The sequence below is a fragment of the Natronobacterium gregoryi SP2 genome (genome assembly GCF_000230715.2).
GTDB classification, from domain to species: Archaea; Halobacteriota; Halobacteria; order Halobacteriales; family Natrialbaceae; genus Natronobacterium; species Natronobacterium gregoryi.
On the sequence record NC_019792.1, the window covers coordinates 1,947,160 to 1,966,956 of the forward strand.

The window sequence follows — 19,797 nt, forward strand, 5'->3', positions numbered from 1 at the left end:
CTCGTTTCTCGTCGGCATCACTCACGTTGTTCGCGGCCGCTCCTCGAAACGTCTGCATCAAAAAGCCGCTCGCTTCGCTCGCGGTCAGGCGAGTGGGGTTCGTTCCACAACCTGCCCGTCGTAACTCGGATACTGCTCGACGATTTCTCCCTCCTCGAGGTCGCCTTCGTCGATCATCTCCTCGAGCAGCCACCACGCCACTTCGACGTGGTTCGACTTGGCGGTGTAGAACTCCTCGGGAACGCCGAGCTCCGCGAGGCGCTCGGGAGCGGCGTGGGTCTTGCCGTAGACGAGAGTGCCGTCGTCGGTGACGTCGTCGAACTCCCGGCGAACGTTCCGAGCCATGCGCTTGAGGCGACGACGGTGCTGGGCGGCGTCTTTGAAGACCGACGTACAGAAGTAAACCCGTTCGTGATCACCCATCACCTCGAGTATCTCCTCGCGGGAGCCTTCGACGGCACTCATGTGGTCTTCTTTGAGTTCGTACCCCTGTTCTTGCATCCGACGGTAGTTCCCCTGAGACATTTCGAACTCGTTGACGTTACAGAACTCGGCTGCACCCTCGTCTAAGAACTCGAGGAACTCTTCTTCGGCGCGGATGCCAGGAATTTCGAAGGCCGGTGTCAGGCCTTCTTCCCGGGCGACATAGAGGATTTCTTCCCACTCGGTGCCGTGGAGCTCACCCCACTGCTCGAACGGTGGGTGGAAGCGAATCTCGTCGAGACCAGCCTCCGAGAGGCGACGCATGTTCTCGCGGCCGCCCGTGATCCCGGTATAGAGGTGGGTGTGGTGGTCCTCGCCGAACTCGTCTTTCAGCAACTCGAGGTAGTGGCAGGTTCGACCGAGTGCTTCCTGTGGTTCGCCACCCGTAATCGAGGTTCCCAGCGCGTCCATCCGGTGAGCCTCCTCGAGGACGTCCTCGTCGCTTTCGACCTGCCGTTCGTTCGCGTAGACGTCGGTCACGTTTTTTCGGTTCTCACCGAGCGGGCAGTAAAAGCAATCGCGCTGATCGCAGTAGCCATAGACGAAGAGCACCATCTTCCCGCCTTTCGCACACTGCTCACAGCCCTTGGAGATCATTAGTCGATCGCTTCTATCGTGCCGAGACGCAAAAGTCGTGCGTCTCGACCCGACGAATGACCCGGCGACGCCGGCAGTGACGCGAGAACCGTCGTCCCGAAAACAATTAAAGTCGGCTAGCGTACGGCCGAACGATGCTGTTGGTCCTCTGTGTCGATCTCGACGACGACCTCGGTCGCAAGACCGGTTTTTCGACGCCCGTCGTCGGCCGCGAACCCGTCGAGGAGGCGGCTATCGCACTCGCCACCGCAGACCCGGAGGACTCCGACGTGAACGTGATCTTCCAGGGATTGCACGTCTACGACGACCTCTCGGAACGCGACGAGAGCGTCGAGGTCGCGGTGGTCACCGGCAACGAGGAAGGCGACGTCGCCGCCAACCGAGAGGTCGGCGAGGAGATCGATACGGTCCTCGCAAGCCTCTCGACGGCAGACGACGTCACTGCCCTCGTGATCACCGATGGCGCACAGGACGAGTCCGTCATTCCGGTCATCCGATCGCGTGTCCCCGTCGACGGCGTCCGTCGCGTCGTCGTCCGACAGGCCCAGAACTTGGAGTCGATGTACTACACCTTCAAACAGGTGTTAGACGACCCCGAAACGCGAGGGACCGTCCTGATTCCGCTCGGTATCCTGCTTTTGATCTACCCACTCGCATTGATCGGCAGCGCCCTCGAGATGCCGGGGTTCGTTCTGGGAACGACCTCGGCGCTACTGGGACTGTACCTCATCTCGCGAGGACTGGGGCTTGGTGAACGACTCGACACCGCCGCAGCGCAGGTTCGCCGATCGCTGTACGCCGGTCGGACGACGCTGCTTGCGTACGTCGTCGCTGCCGCCCTGTTCGTCCTCGGTGGCGTCAGCGGGACGAACACGCTCGAGGAGGTCGACCCGTCGACCGCCCCGGTCATGCTAGCAGCGCTCGTCTACGGTTCGATCCAGTGGCTCGCCGCCGCGGGCGTCACCACCAGTCTCGGCCAGATCACCGACGAGTACATCGCCGGCGATCTGGAGTGGCGCTATCTCAACGCGCCGTTTTACGTCGTCTCGATCGCGCTCGTGTTACACGCGGTCAGCGCTTTCTTCCTCGGACGAGCGGATGTCGGCTACCTCGCGACGGCGTTGACGGTGGGGACGCTACTGGGGATTACGAGCACGCTCGCGTTCGCCATCGCCGAGTCGCGGTTCTCGGACCACGAAGAATCAGAGGCGGACGCGGAGACAGAAGAGCCACGCACAGCCGAGAGAGTACGCCCCTGAGACGGGTTCCTGTCGGCCGCTGCCAGTGAACCGTTCTCAGAAGCGGACACCGAAGATCGGTCCAGCAATCCGCCAGACCCACAGCGGAAACCGCTATGCTGCCTCTTCCCCTTCCTGCTACCGTTCCCGCTCGACGACGAACTCCGCGAGCTCACGCAGGTAGCCCTTGGCGTCCCCATCCGTGGCCTCGACCCGCTCGAGCGCATCGATTGCCCGGTTGGCCTCGGATCGCGCGCGGTCGTTTGCTTCCGCTGGGGTGAGGTCGGTAACCTGGACGACCGACGGACGCTCGAGGGCGGCGTCGTGGCCGGTCGGCTTGCCGAGGTCTTCGGGGTCTGCGACGGCGTCCAAGACGTCGTCTCTGATCTGGAAGGCGACTCCGACTCGCTCGGCGTACTCGCCAAGTGCTTCGACGGTAAGCGGGTCCGAGTCGGCAGCGATCGCGCCGAGTTCGGCCGCTGCTCGGAAGAGCGAGCCGGTCTTTCGGCGAGCGAGAGTCATGTACTCGTCTTCGTTTGTCGGCTGTGACGACAGTTCGGTCGCCTCGCCGACCCCGAGTTCGACCATCGACTCCGCGACGACCTGGGTCGCCTGCGGGTCCGCAGAAAAGAGATCGAATGCCTCACCAAGCAAGCCGTCACTCGTGATGATCGCCGGGCCGTATCCGAACTCGTCCCAGGCACTCGCCGTGCCCCGACGGAGTTCCGACCGGTCGATGATGTCGTCGACTACCAGCGAAGCGTTGTGGACGAGTTCGACTCCGACACCGAAGTCGACGGCATCTTCGGCCTCCCCGCCGACCATCTCGCAGGCAAGCACCGTGACCATCGGCCGAACACGTTTCCCATCCGAAAGCGTCACGTGACGGATTTCCTCGTTGAGCGTCTCGGGTTCGACTTCGTCGACGACTTCGGTGAGACGCTTTTCAATCAGCGCCCGACGCCGCTCGAGAAGTTCCATTAGCCGCGATTAGGACGGGGGTCCAAAGTACGTGACGGTTCGAATGCTTTCGAGCAAGCGTCGCGTGAGTCCGTTCGCTAGTACCGTCCCACCCGTCGACTACTGGATCGACAGACCGCACGGACCGGGTTCTCGATCCACCAGCGCAGAGCTGGCCTGCTAGTTGCTCTCGGTTTTGTGTCCCGTCTCGGGCGCTTCGAGTTGCTCCCGGTCGCCTCGAGTCTCGGGGACGTTCTCTCCCGTTTTCTCGAGTTCGAATTGATCGAGGGTTTCACTCAGTTGGGATGCCTGATTGGCGAGCGAACTGGCACTTTGTGACACTTCCGAGAGCGCGGACGTCTGCTCTTCGGCTGCAGCGGCGACGCTCTGTGACTCCTCGGCCGTCGATTCGGCTATTTCGGTCGCCGACGAGATCATCGCGAGGATCTCCTGTGTCGAAGCCGTCTGTTGCTCCGTGGCGGCCGAAATCTCTTGGATGCCGTCGTTGGTGTTTTCGGCGTGGGTAGCGATTTCGTCCAGTGCAGTGGCTGCGTCCTCGACCGAATCGACGTGTTCGGAGATGCGTGCAGCCGTTCGCTCGACGTCTGCTACCGTCTCCGCTGTCTGGTCGTTGATGCGATCCAACCGGTCTTCGATCTCTTCGGCAGTCGATTTGGTGTCCGCTGCCAGCTCCTTCACCTGCGTGGCGACGACATCGAAGCCAGCGCCGTCACTGCCGTCACCGCGTGCTGCCTCGATGTTTGCGTTCAACGCGAGCATGTTCGTCTCTCGAGCGATGTCCGTAATCAACTCGACCAACTCGTCGACCTGTGCCATCTTCGTCTCGAGGTCTCGAATGGCGTCGACTGCCTCTTCGGACTCGTCTTCGATCTCGTGCATGCCGCTGATCGCCTCTTCGGCGGCTTCGCGTCCATCCCGGCCGGTTTCGGCCATCCGAGATGCCATGTCGGCGACTTCGTTCGAAGACGCAGCGATCTCTTCGGTCGTCGTCGACAGGCTCTCCATCTCCCGATCGACCGTCTGCAGGGACTCGTTCTGGTTCTCGGCTCCGTCGGAAATCTCCTGTACCGACTCGGACACCTGTTGCGATGCGGCCTGTACCTCCTGTGCACTCGCAGTCACCTGTTCGCTGGCTGCTGCGACCTCGTTTGCGAACGCTTTGACGTCCGCCACCGTCGATTCGAGTTGGTCGACCATCCCGTTGAACGCGACCGCGATGTCGGTCATCGCATCGCTTTCGCTTTCGGGATCGAGTCGCCGGGAGAGGTCACCGTCAGCACAGGCGGCCATCGTCGTGCTGAACTCCTCGGCTTTGCGCTCTAGGTGATTCGTCATCCGCTCGAGTTCTTCACGCTCGGCTTCGGCCTCGCGTTTGGCTTTCTCGGCTTCACTCTGTGCCTCGGTCGCCTCTTCCTGTTTCTGTTCGGCCTCTTCGCGGGCAGCCTCTGCTTCCTCGATCTGCTCGCGAAGCGACGTTCGCATCGAGTCGAACCCATCGAACAACTGTCCGATCTCGTCGGTGCGGTTCGTCTCGAGGTCGACGTCGAGATTGCCGGCTTCCATCGCCGCTGCTCGGTCCCGAAGCGTCGTTATTGGGCCGACGGTCTGTCGCCCGAGAACGACGCCGATCAGGCTCAACGCGCCCAGATTAAACGCGATCATGAGCAAGATGTTGTTCCCGACGCTGGCCGCAACACCGTAGGCTTCGTCGGTCGGAATACTCGAGACTGCAACCCACTGTGTGTTGCTTACCGGAACGTACGAGTGGACTCGATCGTCGTCGGACAGCAGTTGTATTCGGCCGCCCAGGGCTGCTTCGAGAGACTCGTCGTCGGCGTCGACGGCGACGTGGTCGGCCTGGAAGACGTCGTTGCCGTCCGCGTCGAGGATGACTGTCGACTGTGAGATGTCGTCTTGCTGTAGTTGCTCGATCTGGTACTCGAGGGTGCCGATGACGACGACGACGCGGTCGTCGCGGTCCGTGACCGGACTGGCAAACGCCATCACCTGATCGTCGAGCGTGGGCGATTCGTACGCTTCCGGCGTGTGCCAGATTTCTTCGTCTAACAGGAACTCCGCGTCGAAGTCGTGGTCGCTCCACGGTTCCTCGAGGTCGGTGAACGGTCTGTCGCGATAGGCGGCGGTCGTGCTGGTGACGACTTCGTCGCTGTCGGTGTCGAGGTAGTGGATGGCGCGGACGTTGACGCCCATGCGGGCCTGTTCTTCGACGAGATGTGCCTGGACTTCTTGTGGGTCACCGTCCTGGAGGATCGGTGAGTCGGATGCGGTACGGGTCTGGACGGAGAGTGACTCCATCCAGGAACTGATTTCGTCGGCTTGCATCTCCGCGGTCGTTTCCAACTCCGCGTTGGCGTCTTCCTGGACGGTGTTGTCGACGAAGACGTAGCTCCCGGCCCCGACGACGCTCATCACGAGGACGACGACGAGGATGGCGAGAACGAACTTGGCGAGGTAACTGCGCCTGACGAACGAGGGGATGAGTGTTGTTGCGAGTGACATTGGTGTTAGTATGGATCGAGGCGGTCGATTTCGGTGATGCCGCCGTCGGCGGTGCTGTCGAACTCCCAGTGCTCGAAGACCGTGTCGGTTGGGTCGCCGTTCTCGTCGAACCCGGTCTCGTTGGCTGCACCGCGGTATTCGACGGTAGTGCCTTCCGCAGCGAGTCTGATGCCGTCGGCGATCGTGTCGGGTGTGACCTCTTCGCCACCCTGGCTCGTGACGGTGTGAATGGCGTTCTGGATGGCCTGTCCGTCGTTTTGACCGGCGTACGCGTTTGCCAACAAGAGCACGGCAGTCGCGTCGTAGGCGTAGTATTCGAAGAGGTCGGGTTCGCCGTCGTGTTCGCCAGTGTACATTTCTGTGAAGGTGCCGACCCCGGGACCGTCGATGAGTGGAGCAGTACCTCTGATCCCGTCGAGTGGGTAGTCGACCTGTTCGTGAAGGTCCCCCAGGCGGAGAGCGTCGGTACACAACAGGTCGAAGGAGTTTCCGGGCTCGAGATCGGTAAACAGCGTCTGGGCCATCTCGGGGTAGATGGCTGGAATCACCAGGTCGGGGTCTGCCTCGGCAAGCCGCTCGATCTCGCTGTCGTGAGAGTCGGCGGTGACCTCGACGGGAACGTGGTCGGTGATCGTGCCGCCGTGAATGGTTTCGAACGCCCGCTCGAAAGACTGGCTGAGTTGCCAGCCGTAGTCGTTGTTGACGTACAGCGTGGCAGCGGTGTCGACGCCGCGTTCGGTCGCGGCGATTTCAGCCATAACCGCACTCTGGACGGCATCCGAAATCGCCGTCCGGAAGACGAACCCACCGTCGTTGAGCGTCGTCAGCGTCGGCGTCGTCGATGCGGGCGAACAGGAGACGATCTGGTAGGGAACGAGGACCTGCTGGGTCGCCTGAAGGGTGATGTCAGAGTCGAGCGGCCCAGTCACCATCGCATAGCCGTCGTCGACGAGTGACGTCGCGGCCTGGGCGGCAGTCGCCGGATCGCTCTCCGTGTCTGCTTCGGTGTACTCGATCTCGATGTCGAGATCGGGATCGTCGCGGGCCTGCTTGACCGGAAGCGTGGCGGCGGCGAGGATGTCTTCGCCGACTGCACTTCGTGGACCGCTCAGCGGAAGCATGATACCGAGTTTGATCGTCCGGTCGGTGCTGGCGGTGCCGGAACCAGAGGCGGCTGTACCCGACTCGGTGCCGGGGATCACGCCAGTACAACCAGCGAGTCCGGCAAGGGATGTGCCGGCCATCCCTGCCAGAAGTCGTCTGCGGTTCGTGTCGCTGTCCATGTTACTCAGTTTTTCTTTGTATATGTATGCCTGATGGCCCTTTTGTGCTTCACTCGCACATCGTTCATATTGTTGAGTGGCTTTTCAATATCGCTCGCTTCTTTTAGACACGCTTCGAACGTACTCTCGCGCCACGGTTTCACCTCGAGTGTGACGGCCCGACAGCGATTCCAGCTCGAGGCCACTACTTGGTTTGTTGTCTCAACTACGCCTGTTCGTCTCCGATTGCACCGTTTTCGTTCGACTTACAGGCTGCGTTCCGGGTGCTGTCCCCATACTGCTGGACAAACGTCAGTAAACACTCGATCGCGTCTCGAGTGCGATCGGTGTGTGCATGTTTGTCCGGCAGTATCAGTTGTCACTGGAGTCGATTCGAGAACAGTGCTCGCGGGACACGGTTACAGCAATCCGTATCAGGGGCTGCTACAGGGTCGTGACGCGAGCCAGCCCGAAAAGGTGTGCCGTCAACAGAGCAACAATGTGGTTCGATCCCAGCCCCAGCGGTACTGCCAGCGAGCCAGCCACCGACGACGACTCGAGTCGGTCGCCAGTGGTTCGGGAAGCCACGGATCTCGCCGCTCTCGTTCGTGTCGCAGTCCCGTCTCCTACTGGTACTGTTCGGTCAGTGCCGGCACCACGTCGAACAGGTCGTCCGTGATCGCGTAGTCCGCGATGTCCATGATCGGTGCGTTCGGGTCGGTGTTGATCGCGACGATCGTATCGGAGCCTTTCATCCCGGCGACGTGCTGGACCGCACCGGAGATGCCGATCGCGACGTAGACGTCCGGCGTGACGACTTTTCCGGACTGGCCGACCTGTCGGTTCTTCGGGAGCCAGCCGTTGTCGACGATCGGTCGCGAGGCCGAGACGGTCGCGTCCAGTGCGTCCGCGAGGTCTTCGATGAGCTCGAGATTATCTTCGTCTTCGATCCCACGTCCGACGGAGACGAGCACGTCGGCCTCGCTGATGTCGACGTCACCGCCACCGACCTCTTCGAAGCCGTTGACCGTCGTGCCAAGCGCGCCCTCGTCGATGTCGACGTCGAAGGCGTCGATCGCGGCGTCGCCGGTCCCGTCAGCGGCGGGCCACTCGGCACCGCGGATCGTGACGACAGCCTGTCCCTCGAGTTCGGTCGTCGTCTCGACCTTGCCGCCGTACATCTCGCGTGTCGCGGTCAGCGTGTCGCCGTCGGTCTCGAGGTCGACCGTATCGGTGACGATCGGCAGACCGAGTTCGTTCGCGACGGCCGGAGCGTAGTCGAGTCCGTTGACGCTGTTTGGTGCGAGCACGTACTGCGGGGCGAGTTCGTCGTATAGCTGGATAACTGTCTGAGCGTAGACGCCGTGGTTGAACTCTTCGCCGTAATCGACCGTGTGGATGGCGTCGACACCGTCGCGGTCGAGTTTCTGGGCGAACTCGTCGACGGTGCCACTGATGACCGCCAGATGGAGGTCGCCGCCGGTCTCGTCGGCGAGTTCGCGCCCGGCAGTGACGAGTTCGTAGCTGACGTCGCGCAGGTCGCCACGGCGGTGGTCCGCGACTGCGAGAACGTCCGTCATGGTGCCACCCCCTTCTCCTCGAGGAGATCAGCGAGCTCTCCGGCGGTTTCTTCGGCGCTGCCCTCCCAAACAGTCACGTCGCTTTCACTTTCGGGTTCGTACATGTCCGTCAGTTCGAGATCCGAGTCGACGACGGTTTCGTCGACGTCGATGTCGGCGAGCGTCTGTACGTCGAGTGGCTTGCGCTGGGCCTGTCGGATGCCACGCAGGCTGGCGTAGCGAGGTTCGTTGATCCCGGTCTGGATCGTCAGGACGGCCGGCAGTTCGACGTCGGTCAACTCCTCGACACCACCCTCGAGTTCGCGGCGGACGGACGCGACACCGCCTTCCAGGTCGTGCTCGAGGTGGTTGACGACGGCGGCCCACTCGTAGCCGAGTTTCTCGGCGACGGAGACACCGGTTGCGCCGAAGGCGTCGTCGCCGGCCTGGACGCCCGAGAGGACGAGGTCGGGGTCTTCCTCCTCGACGACGGCGGTGAGGATGTCGGTCTTGGCCTCGACGTCGAGCAGGTCGACGTCCTCGAGGGCGTCGTCCCAGACGCGAACGGCCCGATCTGCGCCCTTTGCGAGAGCCTGGCGGATGGTCTGTTCGCAGTCTTCGGGCCCGATCGTGACCGTGACGACTTCGTCGGCGATGCCGGCCTCCTGAAGTTGGACGGCCTCTTCGACGGCGTAGTCGTCCCACTCGTTGAGATCGACACCGAGGTACTGGTCCGCGATCTCAGTCCCCTCGATCTCGAACTCGTCATCCACGGTCGCGACTTCTTTGACCGTAACGAGGATTTTCATCGTCTATTACGACGGTGGCCCTCCCGTAAACGTTTTCGAAACACTGGTTCGCAGGCCAACAGTTCATTCACAGTCATCGCCCGTGGTTCGCGTCGCGTGCGTGTCTGGAAGACGGAAACGGTTTAACGACGCCGATGGTACTACGGTCCATGGCAGACTGTCCACTTGCCGACGACTGTCCGAGCTTTTCCGAACGTATCTCGGGAATGGGGTGTCAACATTACGGCGACCGGGGTGGCAAGGAGTGGTGTAACCACTACAGCCAACCGATCGAAGACCTACAGACCCAGCCGGTCAAGGCTGGCGAAGAACTGGTCGTCGACGTCGTCGACATGCACGAAAGCGGCGCTGGCGTCGGCCGAACGGAGGATGGATTTATCGTCCTTATCGACGGTGTATTGCCCGAAGCGCGTGCTCGAGTCAAGATCTCACAGGTCCACAGCAACCACGCCCGCGCAGAAAAACTCGAGTTGGTCCCGATGGAGGAAGACGACGACGTCGGCGACGAACCGGCACTCAACGACGAAGACGACGACGAAGACAACGACGAAGACGACGAAGACGAGACGACGGCCGACCGGGACGGTCCCAAGCCACAGCGTGAACGGCTCGGGAGCCGCGAGAACTTCTGGGGCTCGTAAGGGCTCGAGTGGACAGTCACGTGGCGCTCGAACGATCGGTTTCGTTCGGCTGACGGCTTCTTCTCGGTCTCCGGAACGTATTTCTTTCCGTGCGAACAAGTCGTGGGACGACCATGTCCCGCTCGCTTTCCGACGCAGTCGCCGCGGTCGTCGCCGTGTTTCGCAATCGGCCGGGTGACTTTCTGCCGCTGTATCTGCTCGGGGCTGCCGTCCCCGCCATCGCTCGAGTTATCCCGTTTCTGGCCGCTTTCGTCGGGTACGTCTATCTCGAGGCGACCGGCAGAATCACCACGGCACGCGAGCAACTCACAGCGATCGACCTCGACCCACTGTCTCCCGACGCCGATCCGGACGCGTTCGACGCGTGGGCCGAGAGTCTCGCTCCCGTCTTCGAGCAGTTGCTGACGCCGACGATCGCCGTTCTCGCCCTGGTTGCGATCGGCGGAACGATTCTCCTCACAATCGCGTTGTTCCCGATCGTCTCGGCTGCCCAGTTGTCGGCTTGTTACGGCCGGCTGCGCGACGAACGCGGACTCGTCGCCGGTATCGCTGGCACTCGACGGTTCGCCGGCCGGCTCCTCGGGCTGTACGTCCTCGAGTTTGCCCTTTGGTTGTTCGTCGGGGGTGGGTTCCTGGCCGTCATGCTCGTCCTCGTCGGCGGTTTCACCCTGGCTGGCGTCCCGGCAGTTGGAATCCTGGTTGGACTGTTCGCAACGCTTGCGGTCGTCGCGGCGCTTGCCGTCGTTCGCGCAGTGTTTGCCTTCGCCCCGGTCGCCGTCGTCGTCGACGACGCGGGCGTTTTCGGCTCGCTGTCCGCGACCGTCTCGTTCGTCCGCTCCCAGCCGGTCGACGCGGTGTTTTACTACGCCCTCTCGGTCGGTTCCATCGTCGCGCTTTCGATCGTCTCGGGTATTCTTGCAGTACTCGAGGTCGTCACCGTCGTCTCGCTGGTTGCGGTGTTTCTCTTGCTTCCCGCACTCGACCTACTGAAGACTGCGCTGTACTGTGACTACCGCGGCCGACTGACGCCGCCGCTGTCGCCCGAACGGTCCGTCCGAACGCAGTTCCGTGCGGGACTCGACCGCGGCTGGCACGAGATGCTCTCGTTCGTCCGTTCGACGCCGACCACACACGCCGTCGTCGTCGTGCTGGCACTCGTCGGATTCTGGGCTGGCTGGCGCGTTGCCGACCCATACACCGGCATCGACGCGTTCGAGGCCTCGATCGCGGCCCGTCTCGACGGCCACGTTCCGCCGACGGCAGCCCTCGAGTTCTTCGGGAACAACTGGATGGTCGCGATAACGACGGCGCTTTCGGGGCTCGCACTCGTCGTCCCCGCTATCGTCTCGTTGCTGTTCAACGGCATGTTCATGGGCGTTCTCTCCCAGTTCGAGGTCGCACCCGTGGAACTGCTCGCCTTCGTGATCCCCCACGGTATCTTCGAGATTCCGGCGATCCTGATCGCGACCGCACTCGGTATCTCGCTCGGCGTTACCTTCTGGCGAGCAGCACGCGGACAGCTCCGTCGTGTCACTTTCGCGGACGAACTAGAGCGGGCGTTCTGGGTACTCGTCGGCGTTGGCATCCTGCTTGCGGTCGCCGGGGTCGTCGAGGGCTTCGTGAGTCCGTACTACTATCAGCCGTTCCTCTAGAAGCAGCGACGCTCTCACCGTACGAAGAGACCGAATCAATAAAGGCCAGTGGGTCCGTCGTGAGTGACATGACGACGAGGCTCGGAACAGCGAGCGCAGGGCCCGGCGAAGTCGATACGGGCCGACTCGAGGTCGGCGAGACCCGAGACGGGAGTCCGTTCGGGCTCCCCGTCGCCGTCATCAACGGCGAAAAACCAGGGGACACCCTCTACCTGCAGGCAGCAAGTGACGGCGACGAACTCAACGGCGTTGGCGTCCTCCAGCGTGTGGTCCCACAACTCGATCCCACCGAAATCGCGGGCACGATCCTGATCGTCGGGATCGTCAACTACCACGCGTTCCAGGTCGCCGAACATCGGAACCCGATCGACGACACGAAGATGAACCGCGCGTATCCCGGTAACGAAAGCGGCACCTCGAGCGAACGTATCGCAGCCGCGACCTTCGACGTGGCAAAACGTGCCGATCTGATTCTCGATCTCCACCAGGGATCGACCAGCCGGATGATCGACGAGGTCAGGGTTCGTTGTGGCAAGCGTCACAGGCTCCACGACGAGTGTCTCGAACTCGCGAAAGCCTTCGGCTGTGGCTACGTCCTGGACCAGAAGGGACCGGACGGCCAACTCGCACGCGCTGCTCCCGACGACGGAGTCCCGACCGTCGACCCCGAACTCGGCGGCTGCGTCGGCTGGGACGAGGAGAGCATCAGAAAAGGCGTCACGGGCGTCCTGAATGTCCTCACGTACTACGACTTTCTCGAGGGCAAACTCGACCCCGAGCGCCAGACTCGGGCAAACGGGTTCGAACAGTACGGTGCGCCCTGTGGCGGCCTCGTCAGCCTCCAGAAAGACCTCGGCGACGAGGTGACACGTGGGGACACTCTCTACGAGGTGACGACGCCCTTCGGTGAACCGAAAGAGACTGTCACCGCCGACGGTGACGGCATTCTCTGGCGGACTCGGCGGCTGCCACAGGTCGCCACCGGCGAGTACGTCTGCTCGGTCGGCACCGACGTCGACAGCTACTGATGGCGTCCGATCTCGTCTGCCCCGCCTGCGGGACCACCTACGAGGCCGGGCCATCCGAACCGTGGCGCTGTGGCTGTGAGCGCGCCCTCGAGTTCGTCGAGCAGCCGCTTCCGACGGGCGATCCGCTGGCGGCCTCCCAGCTAGACTCCAGCGACGGGCTCTGGGCGTTCTCCGAGTTCCTGCCGATCGAGCAACGCGTCACCTTCCACGAAGGTTTCACGCCCCTCGTAGACGCTCCCGACTGGGACGCCCAGTTCAAACTCGAGTACGTCTTCCCGACCGGCTCGTTCAAGGATCGGGGCGCGACGACGACGCTCTCGCGGGCGGCCGAACTCGGCGTCGAGAAAGTCATCGAGGACTCCTCGGGTAACGCCGGCGCGGCGATTGCGACCTACGCCGCGCGAGCGGGGCTCGACGCCGACATCTACGTGCCGGCGGACGTCAAACAGTCGAAACTGATGACGATCCAGCAGGCCGACGCGCGCCCGATCCGGATCGAGGGGAGTCGCCAGGATGTCACCGACGCCTGCATCGACGCGGTTGCAGGTGAGGCCGACGACTCGAACGACGGGGCTCCGTCCCAGACGGGCGAGGGGTGGTACGCCAGTCATGCCTGGAACCCCGCCTTCTACGCTGGGACGATGACGTTCGCTTTCGAGGTCGCCGCCCAGCGAGCGTGGACCGCACCGGACGCCGTCGTGCTTCCGCTCGGACACGGGACGCTGTTTCTCGGCTCGTACCTCGGATTCAGTCGACTGTCCGAGGCCGGAATCGTCGACGAGTTGCCCCGCCTGCTCGGTGCACAGGCGGAGGGCTATGCCCCCATCGTCGAGGCACTCGGCGGCAACGGCGGCCTCGAGCAGACCGACGTCGCAGACGGCATCCAGATCACCGAACCCGCCCGCATGGACGACGTTCTCGCGGCGATCGACGGAACAGACGGCGACGCCATCGCGCTCGACGACGACGAGATCGAGGCCACGCTCGATCGTCTCCACCGTAACGGCTTCTACGTCGAGCCGACGAGTGCGGTCGCTCCGGCGGCGCTGGATCGATATCGCGAGACCGGTGTACTCGAGGGCGACGACGACGTTGTCGTCCCGCTGACCGGCAGCGGACTGAAAGCCCTTTGAACCACTGGCACCGAGAGGAGTCCAGATGGTCAGCCGTCCAGCCAAGTACTGTCCTCACTGCGGAACGGGCCTCGAGCGGATCACGTTCGACGGCCACGACCGCAGCCACTGTCCGTCCTGCGAGCGCGTCGTCTGGCACAACCCCGTCCCCTGTGCCGGCGTCGCCGTCGTCGATCAGTCGCGGGCCGAACCTGCGGTCCTCTGTGTCGAACGCGCCGTCCCGCCCGGCGTCGGCGAGTGGACGATCCCCGGCGGTCACATGGAGGTCGGCGAAGAGCCCGAAGTTGCGGCCGCTCGCGAACTCGAAGAGGAGACTGGTGTGTCGGTCGCTCCCGACGCACTCGAGATCCTAGACGCAACTGCACTACCGCCACGGGACGGGAAACACGTCGTCACGACGTACTACGTCGCAGACTGGGCGGACGCGACTGGCGAACCGACTGCTGGCAGCGACGCGGCCGACGCTCGGTTCTGGACGCCGTCGGCGTTTACCGACTCGAGCGAGCAGTTCCGGCCGGTTCACGAGGAGCGGTTTCGGGCTGCGTTCCGCCGCTTTCGGTGACGGGGTCAGCGTCGAACGCGGTCGACCAGTGTCGCCACCCGTGAGACGACACCGTCGTCCTCGGAGACGACGCCGTCTTCGTCACACACGAGGACTGCCGTTACCAGCGCCGAGAGGCCGAGCGGGACCCAGAAGGTGACGACGCGTGAGAGGACGGCGACGGAGAGTCCGTCCGCAAAGGGGATGCCCCCGGCGAGAAAGACGACTGCGAGCATTCCTTCGAACGTGCCGACACCGCCCGGCGAGACGGGTGCGAGACTCACGATGTAGGCGAGGTACGTGCCGACGAACGCGATCGTCAGCGTCGTCTCGATGCCCAGGGTGTAGGCGACGGCGTAAATCTTCAGCGGGTAGACGATCCAGAGGAGAAACGAGAGCGAGTACAGCCAGTATCGACCGCGGCGGTCGAGCAACACTCCTGCCTCCGCGACCGTCGACTCGAGGGTTTCGAGTCCCCGATCGACGACCGACGTGACCGAATCCGGTAGGGCAACCGCGGTCAGCGATCGAACGTCACGAGTTGGCTCCCGCCGTGACGCCGCGAGGACCACGGTCAGTCCGACGACGAGCCCGACGAAGCCTGCGACCAGTCCGTAGACGGCGCTCGAGATCGCCTCGGACTCGAGGCTGGCGGCACCGACGCTGGCAGAGCCGACACAGAGAAGCGCAAGCGGCGGCAGCGAGACGTACTTCTGTGCCAGCAACACCGAGGAGGCTGTCCTGTAGTTCGTCTCGGTCGTTCGGTCGAAGAGATAGAGTTTCGCTGCCATCCCACCGAGCTTCGAGGTCGGGGTCGTGCTCTCGACGAACAGTCCGGCGAGTGTCACTTCGAACACCCGTCGAAATCCCAGGGGAACGTCGGCACGCCCGAACAGGTACTGCCACTGGTAGGCGATCACGCCGAGGGTGAGAAGTTGGACCAGACAGAGCCCACCGAGCACGATCGGGTTTCCACGCTGGATCGCTCCCCACAGTTCTTGCCAGCCGGCGACGACCGTCAACAGCGTGAGCAGACAGATGCCGACGACCCAGAGGACGTGTTTTCGGCTCATGGGGGTGGCTAGGCCTCGAAGAGCAGTGAGCGACCGAACGTGACCGTCGGCTGGCTGGTGGTGCCGTCGGGATCGAACGCGTCCGGGAGCCGACCGTACTCGCTCTCGAACGGCGAGCGCGGTTGGCGGACGACGATCCGATCTGGGCCGTCCTCGAGTTCGCGCAGGGTCGTGACGATCTCGGCTTTGGGTTCGGCCTGGGCGGCCACTACGGCGACGTCTACCTCGGCGAGCGGGATGGTCGTGGTCGCGTCGACCGCCGTCCCCTCGCCGGCGACGACTTCGACACGGTCGGCGACGGCTGCTCGAGCGAGGTGGTGCCGCGCTCGCGACTGTACGCTCTCGTCTTGGTCGAGTGCGTAGACCGAGACACCGGCCTCGCGGGCGAGCAACGCAGCGGTAAACGGCAACGCGCCACAGCCGACGTTGAGCACGCCGTCGGTCGGGCCGACGTCACCGAGATCGATCTCATTGGCGACGACCGACCGGTAGAGCCACACGTAGACGTCGAACACTACCGGCAGCGACACGCAGGACTTCTCGAGGGTGGCGAAGAGGTGCTTCACAATCGATTTACCTCGAGAAGATCGTTCCGCAGTGTTCTCGTCGATACTCGTGACTGTTTTCGCTCCATGTCTGTTCGTGTCGCCTACTGGAGCGTACCGTTGCATAAAGATTACCAACTAGAATTTCCTTAGTGAAAGTGTATTTGTTTAGTACTGGAGCAGCAAGTTCGCGATCACTGTCGCAAACGAAACGCGCGATACCGTGACCACGAAGTTTCTCGGCCAGCAGTCACACGGGAGGTTTCGGTCAACTCCAACAGAGGACGGAGTGTGTGGGCCGCCACGACCGAAACGCTCCCACAGCGAAATCGGCGAGACGATCGGAATCGTTGTCCGTTGGTCGTCGTCCGGGAGGACGCAACGATCCGAGTGGTGAACGAACCCGGCTCGTCCAGTGGTCGGCCTGTGTAGAAGTCAGCGGTCCGGAAAACGGAAGTCAGACGCCGTCGTCCGACAGCGCTCCGCGCGATCGAGTCACAAGCACTCGAGGCGTCGTGGGCGGCCGGGACCGATTGCGATTACTGCTCTTTCGACTCGAGAACCTTCTTGGCGAGTTCGTCCTCCGTGAGTTCGCCCTCGAGATAGTCGACGATCCACTCCACGTTGACGAACACGCCGAGGACGTGGCTCCCCTCGTACTCGAGTACCCACTCGACCTCGCTGACTTCGGCTTTGAAGCGGTCGGCGTCGGTGACTGCGGCCGCGACATCGTATGCCACCGTCTCGAGTTCCATCGAGAGGACATCCGGGTCCGTCGTGTCGGTTCGACTGCGCACGTAGAGGCGGTCGTCCTCGTGATCGACCTCCATGACGGTCATCACGTCGCTATCTGACTCGAGATCGTCGTCGTCGAGTCCGGGGACCCCATCGTCACCGTCGTCGTGATCGTCACCGTCGTCGTGATCGTCACCATCGTCGTGATCATCACCATCGTCGGGGTCTTCTTCGCCAGTTTCGGTACTCGAGCAGCCCGCAAGGACGGTTGCGAGCGCGGCTCCACTGCCGAGGAGGATCTTACGTCGCTCCATGGTCGAGCGGTCGAGAGACGGATGGATTAGTAATTAGCTCGTACTCTCTTCGCACCTGAACGGAACTGAAACCGGACCACTGGGAACGGCAGAGACGTCATTTCAGGCGGTTGTGGTGGGTTTTGTCGGGATTTTACTTTCAGCTGCAGCATCCGCTCTCACCGTCCGAGCACGGGTCGAAAACGCGGACTGTCCCGCGTGATGGGTAGTCATCGATTTCGACAAAAGTACGCCCTCGAGCGCCAAAACGGTGGATACAGGTAGGACCTACCGGCGGGTTAGTGGGAGCGTCCCATGAGACGTCATCGACGAGCGAGTCATACGGACTGCTGTCCCGATGTCCCGGCGCGACCGCAGGAGAACCCGCGGTCGCGCCGGAACTGACTGACAGCAAACCGTCTCAGGTGTCTGACTCTGCTTCCGTGATCGCACTCGAGACTTCGTCCGGCGAGGCTTCCCAGCCACCGTCTCCGCCTCCGTCGCCGTCACTCGAGTCGCTCTCGTCGTCTTCTGGGTCCTCGATTTTGGTGCGTGCGACGTCGATCCCGGCGAGATCGGCGGCGATCTGCCGATAGGCAGTCGCAGCGGGGCCGTCGGGTTTGTAGACGACCAGCGGCGTCCCGGCGTAGACGCTCTTGCGGGCGATGGGATCTTCGGGGATCGTGCCGATCAGCGGTACCTCGAGTCGTGTGGCGATCTCCTCGTAGGAGAGGCTGCTGTTCGGGTGCGTTCGCGTGAGGATTAGCCCTTCGACGGTGCCACCGGTCCGGTTGGTCAGTTTGACCGTTTTCTGGGAATCCTGGATCGCAGCCGGTTCCGGCGTCGAGACGACGAGGACGCCGTCAGCGAGGCCGAGTGGAAGAACGGTCTCGTGACTGATGCCCGCGCCCACGTCGAGGAAGACGTAATCGTAGGTGTCTCTGAGTTTTTCGACCACGCCACGGAGGCCTTCGGGTGAGGCGTTCGCGTAATCGTCCAGCCCGGTGCCGCTCGGAAGGGCGACGATATTGTCTGCCAGGCGGTACGTGGCCTCGTCGATCGTTGCGTCGTCGGTCAATACGTCGTGTAGGGTCGTCGAATCGGGAGCGAGGCTCACGAACCCGGCGAGGTTCGCCATACCGAGATCGACGTCGACGACGGCGACGCGCTTGTCCGCCTGTGCAAGCGCCGTGCCGAGGTTTACCGTCGTCGTCGTCTTCCCGACACCGCCTTTCCCGCTCGCGATGGCGTACACCGTCTCCTGGGACATACTCGAGTAGTGTCCGGACAGTGGAACGGCTAGAACTTAAATCGTCACCTCGCGTCCGTCGCCGAATCCGGGAAAACAAGTCGACGCCGTCCGTCCGTGAACGGGAATATCACGCGCTCGGTGCCGTGTCAAAGAATACTTACCCACAGCAGCGTTTTGTACGGACAATGAGCCAGGAGGGCGAGCAGGAGCAATCAGACCGGAAGAAATACGAGTTTCGGAAGGTCATCGAAGATCTCAAGAACTACGACGGCTCTGGAACGCAACTCGTATCGATCTACGTTCCCGAAGACCGCCAGATCAGCGACGTCGTCCAGCACGTCACCCAGGAACACAGCGAAGCGGCAAACATCAAATCCAAACAGACCCGCACCGCAGTCCAGGACGCGCTGACGAGTATCAAAGACCGGCTCCGGTATTACGACACGTATCCACCGGAAAACGGGATCGTGCTGTTCTCGGGTGCCGTCGACTCCGGCGGTGGTCGGACCGAGATGGTCACCAACGTCCTCGAGAGCCCACCCCAGCCGATCGAGTCGTTTCGATACCACTGCGATTCGGATTTCTTGACCGAACCGCTCGAGGAGATGATGGCGGACAAGGGTCTCTACGGCTTGATCGTCCTCGACCGCCGCGAATCCAACGTCGGCTGGCTGAAGGGCAAACGCGTCGAGCCCGTCAAGTCCGCTTCCTCGCTGGTTCCGGGCAAACAGCGCAAAGGTGGCCAGTCCGCCCAGCGGTTCGCCCGTCTGCGACTCGAGGCAATTGACAACTTCTACCAGGAAGTCGCCGGGATGGCAAACGACTTGTTCGTCCCCAAGCGCCACGAACTCGACGGGATTCTCGTGGGCGGCCCTTCGCCGACCAAAGACGAGTTTCTCGACGGTGACTACCTCCATCACGAGCTTCAGGACGAAGTAATCGGCAAGTTCGACGTCGCTTACACCGACGAGTCCGGCCTCGACGACCTCGTCGACAACGCAGAAGACGCGCTTGCCGACGCCGAGGTAATGAAAGACAAAAAGCAGATGGAGGAGTTCTTCGAGGAACTCAACGCGGGCGATCTCGCCACCTATGGGTTCGAACAGACCAGACAGAACCTGGTGATGGGGTCGGTCGATCGGCTGCTCATCAGCGAGGATCTCCGTAAAGATGTCGTCGTCTTCGACTGCGGGGAGTGTGGCAACACCGACTACGAGGTGATCGACCGTCGGAAGTCGACGCCAGCCCACACGTGCAGCGACTGTGACAGCGCCGTCGAGGCGACCGACGAGGACCGTGAGGACGCGATCGACCACCTCATCGGAATCGCTGAACAGCGTGGCACCGAGACGAAGTTCATCTCCACGGACTTCGAGAAAGGCGACCAACTCTACAACGCCTTCGGCGGCTTTGCTGGTATTTTGCGGTATTCGACCGGCGTCTAACGCCTCTCCT

17 protein-coding genes are annotated in these 19,797 nt (G+C 62.8%); 7 read left to right on the plus strand and 10 right to left on the minus strand.

All coding sequences use genetic code 11. The features are described 5' to 3' along the window. Positions 1-84: 84 nt before the first annotated feature. Positions 85-1,080 carry a radical SAM protein gene (locus NATGR_RS09690; protein ID WP_005577659.1) on the minus strand — a complete coding sequence of 332 codons (996 nt, stop codon included), beginning with the start codon at positions 1,078-1,080 and terminating at the stop codon, positions 85-87. A gap of 134 nt (positions 1,081-1,214) precedes the next feature. Here NATGR_RS09690 and NATGR_RS09695 point away from each other — a divergent pair, with 134 nt between their 5' ends. Next, positions 1,215-2,339, plus strand: a complete 1,125-nt coding sequence (locus NATGR_RS09695) for a DUF373 family protein (protein WP_005577658.1) — start codon at positions 1,215-1,217, stop codon at positions 2,337-2,339. 117 nt (positions 2,340-2,456) lie between these two features. On the opposite strand, the gene NATGR_RS09700 is transcribed toward NATGR_RS09695, so the two are convergent. The 5 genes from NATGR_RS09700 to NATGR_RS09720 all read right to left on the minus strand — a co-directional run bounded on the left by NATGR_RS09700 (position 2,457) and on the right by NATGR_RS09720 (position 9,449). Further along, positions 2,457-3,299 carry a polyprenyl synthetase family protein gene (locus tag NATGR_RS09700; protein WP_005577655.1) on the minus strand — a complete coding sequence of 281 codons (843 nt, stop codon included), beginning with the start codon at positions 3,297-3,299 and terminating at the stop codon, positions 2,457-2,459. 159 nt (positions 3,300-3,458) lie between these two features. Continuing rightward, positions 3,459-5,819: a methyl-accepting chemotaxis protein gene (locus NATGR_RS09705; RefSeq protein ID WP_005577653.1), complete on the minus strand. Its 2,361-nt coding sequence runs from the start codon at positions 5,817-5,819 to the stop codon at positions 3,459-3,461. A 5-nt stretch (positions 5,820-5,824) separates the two neighbouring features. Continuing rightward, on the minus strand, positions 5,825-7,102 hold the full coding sequence (locus tag NATGR_RS09710; RefSeq protein ID WP_015233523.1) for an ABC transporter substrate-binding protein: 1,278 nt from the start codon (positions 7,100-7,102) through the stop codon (positions 5,825-5,827). 605 nt (positions 7,103-7,707) lie between these two features. Further along, entirely contained in the window at positions 7,708-8,661 is a 954-nt protein-coding gene (locus NATGR_RS09715; RefSeq protein ID WP_015233525.1) for an electron transfer flavoprotein subunit alpha/FixB family protein, read from the minus strand. Further along, positions 8,658-9,449 (minus strand): electron transfer flavoprotein subunit beta/FixA family protein, encoded by a 792-nt coding sequence (locus NATGR_RS09720; RefSeq protein ID WP_005577641.1) that lies wholly within the window; start codon positions 9,447-9,449, stop codon positions 8,658-8,660. Before NATGR_RS09720 ends, NATGR_RS09715 begins: the two co-directional genes overlap by 4 nt. 149 nt (positions 9,450-9,598) lie before the next feature. Between NATGR_RS09720 and NATGR_RS09725 the strand changes: the two genes are divergently transcribed. The 5 genes from NATGR_RS09725 (at position 9,599) to NATGR_RS09745 (ending at position 14,465) form a co-directional block, all read left to right on the plus strand. Beyond that, positions 9,599-10,090 carry a TRAM domain-containing protein gene (locus tag NATGR_RS09725; RefSeq protein WP_005577640.1) on the plus strand — a complete coding sequence of 164 codons (492 nt, stop codon included), beginning with the start codon at positions 9,599-9,601 and terminating at the stop codon, positions 10,088-10,090. Between the two features lie 113 nt (positions 10,091-10,203). Then, positions 10,204-11,742: a stage II sporulation protein M gene (locus tag NATGR_RS09730; protein WP_005577638.1), complete on the plus strand. Its 1,539-nt coding sequence runs from the start codon at positions 10,204-10,206 to the stop codon at positions 11,740-11,742. A 68-nt stretch (positions 11,743-11,810) separates the two neighbouring features. Beyond that, a complete protein-coding gene (locus NATGR_RS09735; RefSeq protein ID WP_005577636.1) occupies positions 11,811-12,770 on the plus strand; it encodes a succinylglutamate desuccinylase/aspartoacylase family protein in 960 nt (319 codons plus the stop codon). Continuing rightward, complete coding sequence (locus NATGR_RS09740) at positions 12,770-13,903, plus strand: pyridoxal-phosphate dependent enzyme (RefSeq protein WP_005577633.1); 1,134 nt, start codon at positions 12,770-12,772, stop codon at positions 13,901-13,903. The genes NATGR_RS09735 and NATGR_RS09740 overlap by 1 nt, the downstream gene beginning before the upstream one ends. Before the next feature lie 25 nt (positions 13,904-13,928). After that, positions 13,929-14,465, plus strand: coding sequence for an NUDIX domain-containing protein (locus NATGR_RS09745; RefSeq protein ID WP_005577631.1), 537 nt, complete (start codon positions 13,929-13,931; stop codon positions 14,463-14,465). Between the two features lie 5 nt (positions 14,466-14,470). Here the strand turns inward: NATGR_RS09745 and NATGR_RS09750 are convergent, their stop codons facing one another. The 4 genes from NATGR_RS09750 to minD all read right to left on the minus strand — a co-directional run bounded on the left by NATGR_RS09750 (position 14,471) and on the right by minD (position 18,360). Next, a complete protein-coding gene (locus tag NATGR_RS09750) occupies positions 14,471-15,517 on the minus strand; it encodes a lysylphosphatidylglycerol synthase transmembrane domain-containing protein (RefSeq protein WP_005577621.1) in 1,047 nt (348 codons plus the stop codon). Between the two features lie 8 nt (positions 15,518-15,525). After that, positions 15,526-16,083: a hypothetical protein gene (locus NATGR_RS09755; protein ID WP_005577619.1), complete on the minus strand. Its 558-nt coding sequence runs from the start codon at positions 16,081-16,083 to the stop codon at positions 15,526-15,528. A gap of 518 nt (positions 16,084-16,601) precedes the next feature. Then, positions 16,602-17,111, minus strand: a complete 510-nt coding sequence (locus NATGR_RS09760) for a hypothetical protein (protein ID WP_005577617.1) — start codon at positions 17,109-17,111, stop codon at positions 16,602-16,604. Between the two features lie 400 nt (positions 17,112-17,511). Next, entirely contained in the window at positions 17,512-18,360 is an 849-nt protein-coding gene (gene minD, locus NATGR_RS09765) for a MinD/ParA family ATP-binding protein (RefSeq protein ID WP_005577615.1), read from the minus strand. Positions 18,361-18,527: 167 nt separating this feature from the next. Between minD and prf1 the strand changes: the two genes are divergently transcribed. After that, complete coding sequence (prf1, locus tag NATGR_RS09770) at positions 18,528-19,787, plus strand: peptide chain release factor aRF-1 (RefSeq protein ID WP_005577613.1); 1,260 nt, start codon at positions 18,528-18,530, stop codon at positions 19,785-19,787. Positions 19,788-19,797: the final 10 nt, after the last annotated feature.

Coding starts and splice junctions, on each gene's coding strand:
- NATGR_RS09690 (WP_005577659.1), bottom strand. CDS start 1,080: ATGATCTCCAAGGGCTGTGAGCAGTGTGCGAAAGGCGGGAAGATGGTG.
- NATGR_RS09695 (WP_005577658.1), top strand. CDS start 1,215: ATGCTGTTGGTCCTCTGTGTCGATCTCGACGACGACCTCGGTCGCAAG.
- NATGR_RS09700 (WP_005577655.1), bottom strand. CDS start 3,299: ATGGAACTTCTCGAGCGGCGTCGGGCGCTGATTGAAAAGCGTCTCACC.
- NATGR_RS09705 (WP_005577653.1), bottom strand. CDS start 5,819: ATGTCACTCGCAACAACACTCATCCCCTCGTTCGTCAGGCGCAGTTAC.
- NATGR_RS09710 (WP_015233523.1), bottom strand. CDS start 7,102: ATGGACAGCGACACGAACCGCAGACGACTTCTGGCAGGGATGGCCGGC.
- NATGR_RS09715 (WP_015233525.1), bottom strand. CDS start 8,661: ATGACGGACGTTCTCGCAGTCGCGGACCACCGCCGTGGCGACCTGCGC.
- NATGR_RS09720 (WP_005577641.1), bottom strand. CDS start 9,449: ATGAAAATCCTCGTTACGGTCAAAGAAGTCGCGACCGTGGATGACGAG.
- NATGR_RS09725 (WP_005577640.1), top strand. CDS start 9,599: ATGGCAGACTGTCCACTTGCCGACGACTGTCCGAGCTTTTCCGAACGT.
- NATGR_RS09730 (WP_005577638.1), top strand. CDS start 10,204: ATGTCCCGCTCGCTTTCCGACGCAGTCGCCGCGGTCGTCGCCGTGTTT.
- NATGR_RS09735 (WP_005577636.1), top strand. CDS start 11,811: ATGACGACGAGGCTCGGAACAGCGAGCGCAGGGCCCGGCGAAGTCGAT.
- NATGR_RS09740 (WP_005577633.1), top strand. CDS start 12,770: ATGGCGTCCGATCTCGTCTGCCCCGCCTGCGGGACCACCTACGAGGCC.
- NATGR_RS09745 (WP_005577631.1), top strand. CDS start 13,929: ATGGTCAGCCGTCCAGCCAAGTACTGTCCTCACTGCGGAACGGGCCTC.
- NATGR_RS09750 (WP_005577621.1), bottom strand. CDS start 15,517: ATGAGCCGAAAACACGTCCTCTGGGTCGTCGGCATCTGTCTGCTCACG.
- NATGR_RS09760 (WP_005577617.1), bottom strand. CDS start 17,111: ATGGAGCGACGTAAGATCCTCCTCGGCAGTGGAGCCGCGCTCGCAACC.
- minD (WP_005577615.1), bottom strand. CDS start 18,360: ATGTCCCAGGAGACGGTGTACGCCATCGCGAGCGGGAAAGGCGGTGTC.
- prf1 (WP_005577613.1), top strand. CDS start 18,528: ATGAGCCAGGAGGGCGAGCAGGAGCAATCAGACCGGAAGAAATACGAG.